At 66.6% G+C, this 12,615-nt stretch carries 11 protein-coding genes and 1 tRNA gene; 6 read left to right on the forward strand and 6 right to left on the reverse strand.

What is annotated here, in order from left to right; genetic code table 11:
• Positions 1 to 8: 8 nt before the first annotated feature.
• Positions 9 to 287, reverse strand: coding sequence for an adenylosuccinate synthase (locus BY998_RS16060; protein WP_110352620.1), 279 nt, complete (start codon positions 285 to 287; stop codon positions 9 to 11).
• Positions 288 to 325: 38 nt separating this feature from the next.
• Positions 326 to 580 carry a hypothetical protein gene (locus BY998_RS16065; protein ID WP_110352621.1) on the reverse strand — a complete coding sequence of 85 codons (255 nt, stop codon included), beginning with the start codon at positions 578 to 580 and terminating at the stop codon, positions 326 to 328.
• Positions 581 to 904: 324 nt separating this feature from the next.
• Between BY998_RS16065 and BY998_RS16070 the strand changes: the two genes are divergently transcribed.
• Positions 905 to 2,437, forward strand: coding sequence for an acyl-CoA carboxylase subunit beta (locus tag BY998_RS16070; protein ID WP_110352622.1), 1,533 nt, complete (start codon positions 905 to 907; stop codon positions 2,435 to 2,437).
• 60 nt (positions 2,438 to 2,497) lie between these two features.
• Here BY998_RS16070 and BY998_RS16075 read toward each other — a convergent pair whose 3' ends face one another.
• Entirely contained in the window at positions 2,498 to 3,052 is a 555-nt protein-coding gene (locus BY998_RS16075; protein WP_110352623.1) for a TerB family tellurite resistance protein, read from the reverse strand.
• Positions 3,053 to 3,172: 120 nt separating this feature from the next.
• Positions 3,173 to 3,247, reverse strand: a tRNA-Val gene (locus tag BY998_RS16080).
• 231 nt (positions 3,248 to 3,478) lie between these two features.
• Here BY998_RS16080 and BY998_RS16085 point away from each other — a divergent pair.
• From BY998_RS16085 to BY998_RS16100, 4 genes are all read left to right on the forward strand, one after another.
• Positions 3,479 to 4,126, forward strand: coding sequence for a TetR/AcrR family transcriptional regulator C-terminal domain-containing protein (locus BY998_RS16085; protein WP_110352624.1), 648 nt, complete (start codon positions 3,479 to 3,481; stop codon positions 4,124 to 4,126).
• Positions 4,127 to 4,158: 32 nt separating this feature from the next.
• Positions 4,159 to 5,178: a ketol-acid reductoisomerase gene (gene ilvC, locus BY998_RS16090; protein WP_110352625.1), complete on the forward strand. Its 1,020-nt coding sequence runs from the start codon at positions 4,159 to 4,161 to the stop codon at positions 5,176 to 5,178.
• Between the two features lie 154 nt (positions 5,179 to 5,332).
• Positions 5,333 to 5,986 carry a pyridoxamine 5'-phosphate oxidase family protein gene (locus BY998_RS16095; protein ID WP_110352626.1) on the forward strand — a complete coding sequence of 218 codons (654 nt, stop codon included), beginning with the start codon at positions 5,333 to 5,335 and terminating at the stop codon, positions 5,984 to 5,986.
• 137 nt (positions 5,987 to 6,123) lie between these two features.
• Entirely contained in the window at positions 6,124 to 6,942 is an 819-nt protein-coding gene (locus BY998_RS16100; protein ID WP_245421614.1) for a class I SAM-dependent methyltransferase, read from the forward strand.
• Positions 6,943 to 7,043: 101 nt separating this feature from the next.
• Here BY998_RS16100 and ccrA read toward each other — a convergent pair whose 3' ends face one another.
• Together ccrA and BY998_RS16110 are read right to left on the reverse strand one after the other, a co-directional pair.
• Entirely contained in the window at positions 7,044 to 8,342 is a 1,299-nt protein-coding gene (ccrA, locus tag BY998_RS16105; RefSeq protein ID WP_110352628.1) for a crotonyl-CoA carboxylase/reductase, read from the reverse strand.
• Between the two features lie 182 nt (positions 8,343 to 8,524).
• The gene (locus tag BY998_RS16110) at positions 8,525 to 9,997 is read right to left on the reverse strand and encodes a catalase (RefSeq protein WP_110352629.1); all 1,473 of its coding nucleotides are present in this window, start codon (positions 9,995 to 9,997) and stop codon (positions 8,525 to 8,527) included.
• 381 nt (positions 9,998 to 10,378) lie between these two features.
• On the opposite strand from BY998_RS16110, the gene BY998_RS16115 reads away from it, so the two are divergent.
• Positions 10,379 to 12,445 (forward strand): protein meaA, encoded by a 2,067-nt coding sequence (locus BY998_RS16115; protein WP_110352630.1) that lies wholly within the window; start codon positions 10,379 to 10,381, stop codon positions 12,443 to 12,445.
• The last annotated feature ends 170 nt before the right edge of the window (positions 12,446 to 12,615 follow it).

A 12,615-nucleotide genomic window follows, 5' to 3' on the forward strand; every position in this document is an offset into this window, starting at 1 on the left:
ACGCCTCGTCAGCCGGCCTCCTCGACCGCGAACTCCATTCCCCGCCCCGGGCCCTGGTCGGCGTAATCGACCAGGGACAATCCGCGCTCGACCAGCGTTTCCTCGATGATGTCGCGATGCTTGCGCACCATCTGGCCGATGGCCAGCGGCGTCAGGCGGGGATTGGCTTGCCGCAGCCGGTCGATCCCGACATCGGCGGGCGTCCCGTCCGCCTCGGCGAGGCGGGCCAGCGCGAGCCCGAGATCGCGGGCCTTTCCCTCGGCGGCCGATCTTGGCTTCAATGCCATCGTCTTATTCCTTGCGTTTCGTGTTCGACCGGCTCGGTTCAACCGCCCTGCAGGCGCTCCGCGAAGTCGTCCGGGATCTCGCCGAAGGCCTCCAGGATCGTGGCGCTCTCCAACTCACCGGTCTCGTCGTCGGCCACGATCCGAAGCGCCGCCGCACCGGGCATGCGGCCGGCCACCGCCTGCGCCTTCTTCAGCGCGCCGCTCTCGGTGGCGGTGGCTTCTCTGGCGCCGGGCACGAGGCGCTTGCGCTTCACCTCGAAGGTCTGGACGATGTAGGTGGTCTTCAGGGCCATCTTCGCTTCCTCGACGGGACGCCTCGGCCCCGATCCCCGCGCGGCCGGCCCGCACGAGGCCGACGCCGACGCGCCGTCCGTTCACGTCCCGTTCTATCACGGAAACCGGATCGATCCGCATTCTTTTCCGGCCCGGTTCGAGAGAGCGGTTGCGGCTTAGGCGAAGCGTCGCCGGCCTGGGGCGAAGCGGTCCTTGGCCTTTTAGAACCGTTTCCGAGGGCCGAAACGCGTGCTAAGGGCGATCGATCGATGCAAGGTCAAGCTCTCGCGGGCAGATCTGCATTCAATAAACGATTTCAACTGCCAGGGAGTCTCGCCAGCACCATGAAGGACATTCTCGAGAAGCTTGAGGAGCGTCGTGCCCAGGCCCGTCTCGGCGGCGGGGAGAAGCGGCTCGAGGCCCAGCACAAACGCGGCAAGCTCACGGCGCGCGAGCGCATCGAACTCCTGCTCGACCACGGGTCGTTCGAAGAGTTCGACATGTTCGTGCAGCACCGTTCGACCGATTTCGGCATGGAGAAGCAGAAAATCTCCGGCGACGGCGTCGTGACCGGCTGGGGCACGGTGAACGGGCGTACGGTCTTCCTCTTCTCCAAGGACTTCACGGTGTTCGGCGGCTCGCTGTCGGAGGCGCACGCGGCCAAGATCGTCAAGGTCCAGGACATGGCGCTCAAGATGCGCGCGCCGATCATCGGCATCTTCGATGCCGGCGGCGCGCGCATCCAGGAGGGCGTGGCAGCGCTCGGCGGCTACGGCGAGGTGTTCCGCCGCAACGTCGCGGCCTCCGGCGTGATCCCGCAGATCTCGGTCATCATGGGCCCCTGCGCGGGCGGCGACGTCTACTCGCCGGCCATGACCGACTTCATCTTCATGGTGCGCGACACGAGCTACATGTTCGTGACCGGCCCCGACGTGGTGAAGACCGTCACCAACGAGGTCGTCACGGCGGAAGAACTCGGCGGCGCCAAGGTGCACACGACGAAGTCCTCCATCGCCGACGGCTCGTTCGAGAATGACGTCGAGGCGATCCTCCAGATCCGCCGCCTGCTCGACTTCCTGCCCGCCAACAACATCGAGGGCGTGCCGGAGATCGAGAGCTTCGACGACGTCAACCGCCTCGACAAGTCGCTCGACACGCTGATTCCGGACAATCCCAACAAGCCCTACGACATGGGCGAGCTGATCCGCCGGGTCGTGGACGAGGGCGACTTCTTCGAGATCCAGGCGGCGTATGCCCGCAACATCATCACCGGCTTCGGGCGGATCGAGGGGCGCACCGTCGGCTTCGTGGCCAACCAGCCGCTGGTGCTCGCCGGCGTGCTCGACTCGGACGCCTCCCGCAAGGCGGCCCGCTTCGTGCGCTACTGCAACGCCTTCTCGATCCCGATCGTCACCTTCGTGGACGTGCCGGGCTTCCTGCCAGGGACCGCTCAGGAATATGGCGGCCTGATCAAGCACGGCGCCAAGCTGCTCTTCGCCTACAGCCAGGCGACGGTGCCGCTCGTGACCATCATCACGCGAAAGGCCTTCGGCGGCGCCTACGACGTCATGGCCTCCAAGCATGTCGGCGCCGACCTGAACTACGCCTGGCCGACGGCCCAGATCGCGGTGATGGGCGCCAAAGGCGCGGTCGAGATCATCTTCCGCGCCGAGATCGGCGACGCGGACAAGATCGCCGAGCGTACCAAGGAGTACGAGGACCGCTTCCTCTCGCCCTTCGTGGCGGCCGAGCGCGGCTACATCGACGAGGTGATCATGCCCCACTCCACCCGCAAGCGGATCGCGCGAGCGCTGGGCATGCTGCGCACCAAGGAGATGGAGCAGCCCTGGAAGAAGCACGACAACATCCCGCTCTGAAGGCGGGAACGACGTTCGGCCGCCCCTCGGGGCGGCCTTTTGATTCGTCGGCGTCGACGCTCAGCCGAAATTGCCGGCCTTGTTCGTCGCCAGCGTCGGCTTGCCGCCGCTCAGCCGCCGCTTGAGCCGCACCAGCGCCTCGCGCTGCAACTCGCTCGGCGCGGAATGGGCCGAGGCGACCTTGGTCAGCATGTCGACGAATTGCATCCGCTCGGCCTCGGTCAGCTTTCCGCGGAACAGCGGGAGCAGCGGGTCGGCCACGAGGGAGAAGGGGCGCCGCTCCTGCGTGTAGCGCCAAGCTCGCTCGAAGGTCGCGGAGATCGTCTGAATTTCCAGCGGATTCTCCATCAATTCGAGGATGCGGGTCTTCTCGGAGGCGGTGATCGGAGAGCCGGTGCGCACGATCTGGATCATCAGGATCACGGCGGCGAGCCGCACGTCGTTCACCCGCTGGAGCGGCGTGCCGACGAGGCTCTCGAAGACGGATTTGGCCTGCCGCTGCAGCCCCTTGGTGTCCCGATCGACTTCCTTGATCTGCTTGACGGTGTAATGCGCCCGCAGGAGCCAGAACAGCACGCCGGCGAGGACCGTTGCGACGAGAATGAGGACCGGCAATAGGCGTCTCCGTGCGAGCGATGCGAATCGCGGCGAAGATCACCATGCGGCCGGCATCGGGTCAAACCCGTGCAGCCGGACGTGAAGACAATCGTAAGGGGAAGAAACCGTGGAAGGGCGTGGTGGGCGCGACAGGGATCGAACCTGTGACCCTTCGCGTGTGAAGCGAATGCTCTCCCGCTGAGCTACGCACCCGAGCCCCGACGTGCCGCCTGCGGAGGGCGGCACGGGTGTCGCCTCGGCGACGGAGGGCCGTATACGCCGGGGCGGGGCGCTCGTAAAGCGGTTCGACGACCGCCCGTGCGGAATCCTTTCGTCGGCTTCGTGCCGCCGCGCGTGGATTTCGCCGCTGCTCCGCTTGTGCCGCCGAATGGAACACGCTAGTGGGCGAACCGTACCGTACGGTACGCACTTTTCGACCGGATCATGCAGCCGACAGCCACGCAAGCGACCGAGCACCCGCAACTGACGCCCTCCCCGCGTCAGCAGGCGGTGCTGGATGTCGTCCTGTCGTTGATGGTCGAGGGCGACGACCCGCTGACCATGGATGCGGTGGCGCGGCGGGCGAGCTGCTCGAAGGAGACGCTCTACAAGTGGTTCGGCGACCGTGACGGCCTGCTCGTCGCGACGGTGCGCTGGCAGGCCTCGCGCGTCCATGCGGGCCGCGAAGCGGTGGGCGCCCTCGATGCGGGAACTCTGCGCGACATCCTCCGCGATTTCGCCGCGAGCTGGCTCGCGGTGATCGCCAGCCGAACATCGGTCGCCCTCAATCGCATCGCCATCGCCGATGCGGGTTCGCGCAAGAGCAATCTCGGCGGGATCGTGCTCGCCAACGGGCGCTTCGCCATCGGCGAGCGGGTGAAGCCCGTGCTCGAAGCAGGCCGCGCAGCCGGTCTTCTCGCTTTCGATGACAGCGAGGCGGCCTTCCGGACCTTCTTCGGTCTGGTCGGGCGCGATATCCAGATCCGACTTCTTCTCGGCGACGCGCTCGCGCTCGACGCCGCCGGGATCCAGAGCGACGCGGCCCGCGCCGTCGAGCAGTTCCTGGCTCTGTACGGCCAGGCGAAACCCTGAACCGAAACCATCAAACCGGAGAGGACATCACCATGCGCGTCTATTACGATCGCGACGCCGACCTGAACCTGATCAAGGGCAAGAAGGTCGTCATCGTCGGCTACGGCAGCCAGGGCCATGCCCACGCGCTCAACCTGCGCGATTCGGGCGTGAAGGACATCGTGATCGCTCTGCGCGAGGGCTCGGCCACCGCCAAGAAGGCGGAGCACGAGGGCTTCAAGGTCATGAACGTCGCCGACGCCGCCAAGCAGGCCGACGTCGTCATGATGCTCACCCCCGACGAGCTCCAGGGCGACATCTACAAGGAGTCGCTCGAGGGCAACATGAAGCAGGGCGCCGCGCTCCTGTTCGCCCACGGCCTCAACGTACACTTCAACCTGATCGAGCCCCGCAAGGATCTCGACGTGCTGATGGTCGCCCCCAAGGGCCCCGGCCACACCGTGCGCGGCGAGTACCTCAAGGGCGGCGGCGTGCCGACGCTCATCGCCATCGCCCAGGACGCGTCGGGCAACGCCCACGACCTCGGCCTCTCCTACGCCTCGGCCAATGGCGGCGGACGCGCCGGCATCATCGAGACGACCTTCAAGGAAGAGTGCGAGACCGACCTGTTCGGTGAGCAGGCCGTGCTCTGCGGCGGCCTCGTCGAGCTGATCAAGGCCGGCTTCGAGACCCTGGTCGAGGCGGGCTACGCCCCCGAGATGGCCTATTTCGAGTGCCTGCACGAGGTGAAGCTGATCGTCGACCTCATCTACGAGGGCGGCATCGCCAACATGAACTACTCGATCTCGAACACCGCCGAGTACGGCGAGTACGTCACCGGCCCGCGCATCGTCACGCCGGAGACCAAGGCCGAGATGAAGCGCGTCCTCAACGACATCCAGTCGGGCATCTTCACCCGCAACTGGATGCTGGAGAACAAGGTCGGCCAGACCTCGTTCAAGGCGACCCGCGCCAAGCTCGCCGCCCACCCGATCGAGGAAGTCGGCGCCAAGCTCCGCGGCATGATGCCGTGGATCTCCGAGAAGGCCTTGGTCGACAAGACCAAGAACTGAGTCTGCGAGAGGGGGAGGCCGGGCTTCGCTCGGCCTTCGCCAGCGTCTTCGAGGGCCGGTCCGCGCGAGCGTGGCCGGCCTTTCTCATGCCGGGACCTTGGCTTAGAACCGCGTCCCAGGAGGCCCTGGCAAAGAGGCGACGGAGGAGACGCTCATGGCATCGCTCTACTCGGAGGCGCACCGCGCGCTCCAAGAGGAATTCGGCACGACCAAGCTCGCCGTCCGCCTGGACGAGGATTGGGTGCACGAGACGGTTCAACCCGACGAGGCCGCCTTCATCGGCTCGCGCGACATGTTCTTCCTCTCCACCGTCGATCCCGACGGCATGCCGACCGTCTCCTACAAGGGCGGGCCGAGCGGCTTCGTGAAGGTGCTCGACGGCTCGACGCTGGTGTTTCCCGGCTTCGACGGCAACGGGATGTTCTACTCGGTCGGCAACATCGCCGGACAGGCCAAGGTCGGCCTGCTCTTCATCGATTTCGAGACGCCGCACCGTATCCGCGTCCAGGGCCATGCCTCGGTGCTGCGCGACGACCCGCTGATGGCCGAGTACACGGAAGCGAAGTACCTCGTGAAGATCGACGTGACCAAGATCTGGGTGAACTGCCCGCGCTACATCCACAAGTACCGGAAGCTCGAGCAGAACAAGTACGTCCCCCGCCCCGACCGCGAGACGCCGCTCGCCGCCTGGAAGCGGCTCGACCTCGCCGGCGACGTCATCAGCGACGAGGACAAGGCGCGGGTGGCCAAGGAGGGCCGCCTCGAAGTCTCCGAATACGAGGCGCTCGTCGCCCGCGGCGAGGCCTGAGCCGCGGAGCGCCGAGCCGGATCGCGCTCGGCTGGCCTCGCGCAATCGTTCGGGCCGGCCGGCTTTACGCAGCCGGCCGCCCCGTGCTTCGTGCGCCCGATCCCGGTCGCCGCAGCGGGTCGCCTCTCGACATGACGATGCCTGGAACACTCCTCGACAAACATCCGCGGCTCAAGCGCACGCTGAAATCCGTCGCCAAATCCGTCGGCATCCTGCGCGACAGCCCCGCCAACGCGTTCTACCGCGACCTCGCCGAGGTGACGTCGCGGGGCGAGGATCCGTTCTCGAAGCTGTTCTACGGCTATGACGGCGACCACCTGATCAACAAGTGGGACCACTTCCTGCCGATCTACAGCCGGCTGTTCGCGCCGTTCCGGGACGGCATGCCGGACGGGCGGCCCCTGCGCTTCCTCGAGATCGGGGTCTATGAGGGCGGCTCCCTCGATCTCTGGCGGCGCTTCTTCGGCCCCGACGCCATCCTCTACGGTATCGACGTCGATCCACGCTGCGCCGTGTTCGACGGCCGCGCCGCGCAGGTCCGCATCGGTTCGCAGGCCGACCCCGATTTCCTGCGATCCGTGGTGCAGGAGATGGGCGGCGTCGATGTCGTCCTCGACGACGGCAGCCACGTCGCGAGCCACCAGCGCATCAGCTTCGACACATTGTTCCCGCTCCTGGCGCAGGACGGGCTCTACGTCGCCGAAGACCTGCACACCGCGTATTGGAAGGGGTACGAGGGCGGCTACCGACGCAAAGGCACGTTCCTGGAGGTCACCAAGTCGTTCATCGACGACATGCACGGCTGGTATCACGGCCGGAAGACCAGCGAGATCGGACGTAGCATCGGCGCGATCCACGTCTACGACAGTATTGTCGCCTTCGAAAAGGGCGGCGGCGAGCGGCCGTTCCACACCACCATCGGTACGCCGCAGAAGGCCATCAACCGGACGCGTTGACGATCTGAAAACCAAGAGCCCGCGCATCTTTCGGGATGCGCGGGCTCTTGCGTGTCGGATCAGCCGTTCCCTCCGCCCATTCCTGCAAGGCGAAGCGCAGCTTACATCGCCTTGAGCGGACCGGCCTCGATCACGTCCTCGACCGTGCGCAGGCCGGCGCGGGTGGAGTTGACGAGCACCGCCATGTTGCCCGGCGGGTGCTGGTTCTTCCACATCTTGGTGTGGGCGGCCGGGATCTTGTCCCAGGGGAACACCTCGCTCATGCAGGGATCGACGCGCCGGTCCATCACGAACTGGTTGGCGGCCGAGGCCTGCTTGAGGTGGGCGAAGTGCGAGCCCTGGATGCGCTTCTGGCGCATCCAGACGTAGCGGGCGTCGAAGGTGATGTTGAAGCCCGTCGTGCCGGCGCAGAACACCACCATGCCGCCGCGCTTCACCACCAGCGACGAGACCGGGAAGGTCGCCTCGCCCGGATGCTCGAACACGATGTCGACGTCGTTGCCCTTGCCGGTGATGTCCCAGATCGCCTTGCCGAACTTCCGGGCTTCCTTGAGCCAGGTGTTGTACTCAGGCGAATTCACCTTCGGGAGCTGACCCCAGCACTCGAAGTCCTTGCGGTTGATGACGCCCTTGGCGCCGAGGCTCATGACGTAGTCGCGCTTCGACTCGTCCGAGATCACGGCGATGGCGTTGGCGCCGGACGCCGCGCAGAGCTGCACGCCGAACACGCCGAGACCGCCGGAGGCGCCCCAGACCAGCACGTTCTGGCCCGGGCGCACGGTGTGCGGCGCGTGGCCGAACAGCATGCGGTAGGCGGTGGCGAGCGTCAGCGTGTAGCAGGCGGCCTCTTCCCAGGTCAGGTGCTTCGGCCGGGACATGAGCTGGCGCGACTGCACCCGGCAGAACTGGGCGAAGGAGCCGTCACCGGTCTCGTAACCCCAGATGCGCTGGGTCGGCGAGAACATCGGGTCGCCACCGTTGCACTCCTCGTCGTCGCCGTCATCCTGGTTGCAGTGGACGATGACCTCGTCGCCGACCTTCCAGCGCTTCACCTTGGCGCCGACCTTCCAGACGATGCCCGACGCGTCGGAGCCCGCGATGTGGTACTCGCCCTTGTGCACGTCGAAGGGCGAGATCGGCTCGCCGAGGCCCGCCCAGACGCCATTGTAGTTCACGCCCGCGGCCATGACGTAGACGAGCACTTCGTCGTCGCCGATATCCCAAACCGGCAGCACTTCGAGCTGGTGGGACTCCTCCGGCGGCCCGTGGCGCTCGCGGCGGATCGCCCAGGCATACATCTTGGCAGGCACGTGGCCGAGCGGGGGGATCTCGCCGAGCTCGTAAAGGTCCTTGGCTTCCGCCGTCTGCCCGGTCCAGGCCGGCGCTGCGCTTGCAGCCATCGTGGCACTCCCTGTCACATCTCTGGCGCGCGCGTATCGATCCGCGCGACCTTGGCCGACGCTATAAGCACGATGTTTCCAGCCTTCCAAGTGGCCTAAAAGGCAAGGGTTTGTCTCGTCCGCACAAAAAAGAGGCACTGGCCGACGCCAATGCCTCTGTATTCAAAATAACGTTGAGACGACTACTCGGCGGCGACCCGCGCCCTGTCGATTCCGAGGCCCTCGGCCACGCCGTGTCCGAAATCCCCGTGCACCTTGTCCCAATGGGCGATCATGCGCTCCTGGATGGCGCGCGGGCTGTCACCCATCGAGGTGACGATGTTCTCGACGAGCCGCTTGCGGCCGCCCTCGTCGAGCACCTTGGTCCAGAACAGACGCGGCTGGCCGTAGAGATCCTCGTCGTCCCCGGGCCAGCCGTAGCGGCCGGCATCGCCGCGGATGCGCAGGGGCGGCTCGGCGAAGGACGGGTCCTGCTTCGGACCGCTGAAGGAGTTCGGCTCGTAATCGACCTGGGCGCCGTGGTTGCCGTCGGTGCGCATCGCGCCGTCGCGGTGGTAGGTCTGAACGGGTGCGTTCTTGGCCTGATTCACGGGGATCTGCTGATAGTTGACGCCGAGCCGGTAGCGATGGGCGTCGGCGTAGGACAGCACCCGGTTCTGCAGCATCTTGTCCGGCGAGAAGCCGATGCCGGGCACCACGTTCGAGGGCTCGAAGGCGGCTTGCTCGATTTCGGCGAAGTAATTGTCGGGATTGCGATTCAGCTCCATCTCGCCGATCTCGATCAGCGGATAGTCTCCGTGCGGCCAGACCTTGGTGAGGTCGAACGGGTTGATGCGGTAGGTGTCGGCTTCCAGTTCCGGCATGATCTGCACCGAGACCTTCCATTTCGGGAAGTCGCCGGTCTCGATGGCGTTGGAGAGGTCGGCGGCGGAGTAGTCCGGATCCTTGCCCGCGACCTCGTCGGCCTCGTCGGCGGTGAAGTTCTGGATGCCCTGCTTGGAGTGGAAGTGAAACTTCACCCAGTAGCGCTCGCCCCGGTCGTTCCAGAGCGAGAAGGTATGCGAGCCGTAGCCGTTCATGAAGCGGGCGGATTTCGGCGTCCCGCGATCCGAGTACAGGAACATCACCTGATGGATCGCCTCGGGCGACAGGCTCCAGAAGTCCCAGCGGCGCCAGTGCGGCTTGAGGTGGGTGCGCGGGTCGCGCTTCTGCGTGCGGATGAAGTCGGAGAACTTGATCGCGTCCCGTACGAAGAAGATCGGCGTGTTGTTGCCGACGAGATCCCAGTTGCCCTCCTCCGTATAGAACTTGAGGGCGAAACCGCGCGGGTCGCGGGCCGTATCGGCCGATCCGGACTCGCCGCCGACGGTGGAGAAGCGCGCCACCATCGGCACCTCCCTGCCGACCTCGGTCAGTACCCTCGCGCGGGTGAACTCGGCGAGCGATTTCGTGAGCCGGAAGGTGCCGTAGGCGCCGTAGCCCTTGGCGTGGACCACCCGCTCCGGGATCCGCTCCCGGTTGAAATGAGCCATCTTCTCGATGAGGTGGTAGTCCTGCATCAGAACCGGGCCGCGCGGGCCGGCAGTGAGCGAGTTCTGATTGTCGGAAACCGGGTTCCCGAAGGCCGTGGTCAATCGCGGGCTCTGGTCTGCCATCGCATGTCTCTCCTCGTCGTTGCCTCTGCGGGCAGGCGTCGCGACCAGCGGTGTGCCGTGCGAACGTTGCCGCCCCAACGCACGAGGCCGAGCTTGGAGCCGTTCGAATCTGATAGGGGGGCTGCATCTGTCGCCGCTCCGAGAGGGGTTCGCGCAGACGTGATGAACTCTGCCCTATCGATGCTGCCTTGAACGGGTCTTTCCCGGAGCGATCGATCGAAGACAAATCCACTTCAAGACCGCACCAAGTTTTTCCAGGGCTTGAGGCGGGCGGCCTCGACCTTTCTCCCAGATGACGCGGCGGGACGGCTTCGCTACGGTGCCGGCCAACAAGCCGCGCGGGCGAAGCGCGAAGTCGGATCGGACAGGGAGTCGAGTGGAATGAGCGCGAGCGCGAGCGTGGCGGAAGTCAAGCGCGACAAACCCTGGATCATCCGCACCTATGCGGGTCACTCCACGGCGGCGGAATCGAACAAGCTCTATCGCGGTAACCTCGCCAAGGGTCAGACCGGCCTCTCGGTCGCCTTCGATCTGCCGACGCAGACCGGCTACGATCCGGACCACGAGCTTGCCCGCGGCGAGGTCGGTAAGGTCGGCGTTTCGATCGCGCATCTGGGCGACATGCGGGCCCTGTTCGACCAGATCCCGCTGGCGCAGATGAATACCTCGATGACGATCAACGCCACGGCCCCGTGGCTGCTGTCGCTCTATCTCGCGGTGGCCGAGGAGCAGGGCGCGCCCCTCGCAGCACTTCAGGGCACCACGCAGAACGACATCATCAAGGAGTACCTCTCGCGCGGCACCTACGTGTTTCCGCCCGCGCCTTCCCTCCGGCTCACCAAGGACGTGATCCTGTTCACGACCAAGAACGTGCCGAAGTGGAACCCGATGAACGTTTGCTCCTACCACCTGCAGGAGGCGGGGGCGACGCCGGTTCAGGAACTCTCCTACGCGCTGGCCATCGCCATCGCCGTGCTCGACACCGTGCGCGACGACCCCGATTTCGACGAGGCCAGCTTCTCCGACGTGTTCAGCCGGATCTCGTTCTTCGTGAACGCTGGCATGCGGTTCGTCACCGAGATCTGCAAGATGCGGGCATTCGCCGAGCTCTGGGACGAGATCGCCCAGGAGCGTTACGGCATCACCGACGCCAAAAAGCGGATTTTCCGCTACGGCGTTCAGGTCAACAGCCTCGGGCTGACCGAGCAGCAGCCCGAGAACAACGTCCACCGCATCCTGATCGAGATGCTGGCGGTGACGCTCTCGAAGCGCGCCCGCGCCCGCGCGGTGCAGCTCCCGGCCTGGAACGAGGCGCTCGGCCTGCCGCGCCCTTGGGACCAGCAATGGTCGATGCGGATGCAGCAGATCCTTGCCTTCGAGACCGACCTCCTCGAGTACGACGACATCTTCGACGGCTCGACGGTGATCGAGTCCCGCGTCGCGGCCCTCAAGGAGCAGACCCGGGCCGAGCTGACGCGCATCGCCGAGCTCGGCGGTGCGGTCTCGGCGGTCGAGGCGGGCGAGCTGAAGCGGGCGCTGGTGGAATCCAACGCCAAGCGCATCTCGGCGATCGAGAAGGGCGAGCAGATCGTCGTCGGCGTCAACAAGTGGCAGCAGGGCGAACCCTCGCCGCTGACGGCCGGCGACGGCGCGATCTTCACCGTCTCGGAGACCGTGGAGATGGAGGCCGAAGCGCGCATCCGCGAGTGGCGCTCGAAGCGCGACGACCGCGCGGTCGGCCAAGCGCTCGCGGATCTGGAGCAGGCCGCGCGCACGGGCACCAACATCATGCCGCCCTCCATCGCCGCGGCGAAGGCCGGCGTGACGACGGGCGAGTGGGGCCAGCGCCTGCGCGAGGTGTTCGGCGAGTACCGCGCGCCCACCGGCGTGACGCTGGAGACCGTCACCTCGGGTGCGGCCGAGGACGCCCGCCTGCTCATCGCCGATCTCGGGGAGCGTCTGGGCGAGACGCCGCGGCTCGTGGTCGGCAAGCCGGGCCTCGACGGCCATTCCAACGGCGCCGAGCAGATCGCACTGCGTGCCCGCGACGTCGGCTTCGACGTGACCTACGACGGCATCCGCCAGACCCCCACCGAGATCGTCGCCAAGGCCAAGGAGCGGGGTGCCCACGTCATCGGCCTCTCGGTGCTCTCCGGCAGCCACGTGCCGCTGGTGCGCGAGGTGAAGGCCAAGCTGCGCGAGGCCGGGCTCGACCACGTGCCGGTCGTCGTCGGCGGCATCATCTCGACCGAGGACGAGCTGGTGCTCAAGAACATGGGCGTCACCGCCGTCTACACGCCCAAGGACTACGAACTCGACAAGATCATGGTCGGGCTCGCCAAGGTGGTGGAGCGGGCGCTGGACAAGCGCGCCGCCGACAAGGCGGACGCGGAGGCCGGCGTGCCGGGGGCTCCGAAGCGGGGCGAGGGCGCGGCGCAGGTGTTCTGAGACATCTGCGATGTCGTGATACTGGGCCTGTCGTCACGCGATCGAACGAGAAGGGCAGCGAGGCGAAGGTCGCCTGTGAAGCTGCACGCGGTTCCCGTTTGCGCGTGGCGACGGGCCGCCCCTTTGATGAGGCGCGGCCCGGGGCGCCCGACGCCGTTGGGCTCGGTTGG

This window comes from Methylobacterium sp. B4, from assembly GCF_003201865.1.
In the GTDB taxonomy this organism is placed as follows: domain Bacteria; phylum Pseudomonadota; class Alphaproteobacteria; order Rhizobiales; family Beijerinckiaceae; genus Methylobacterium.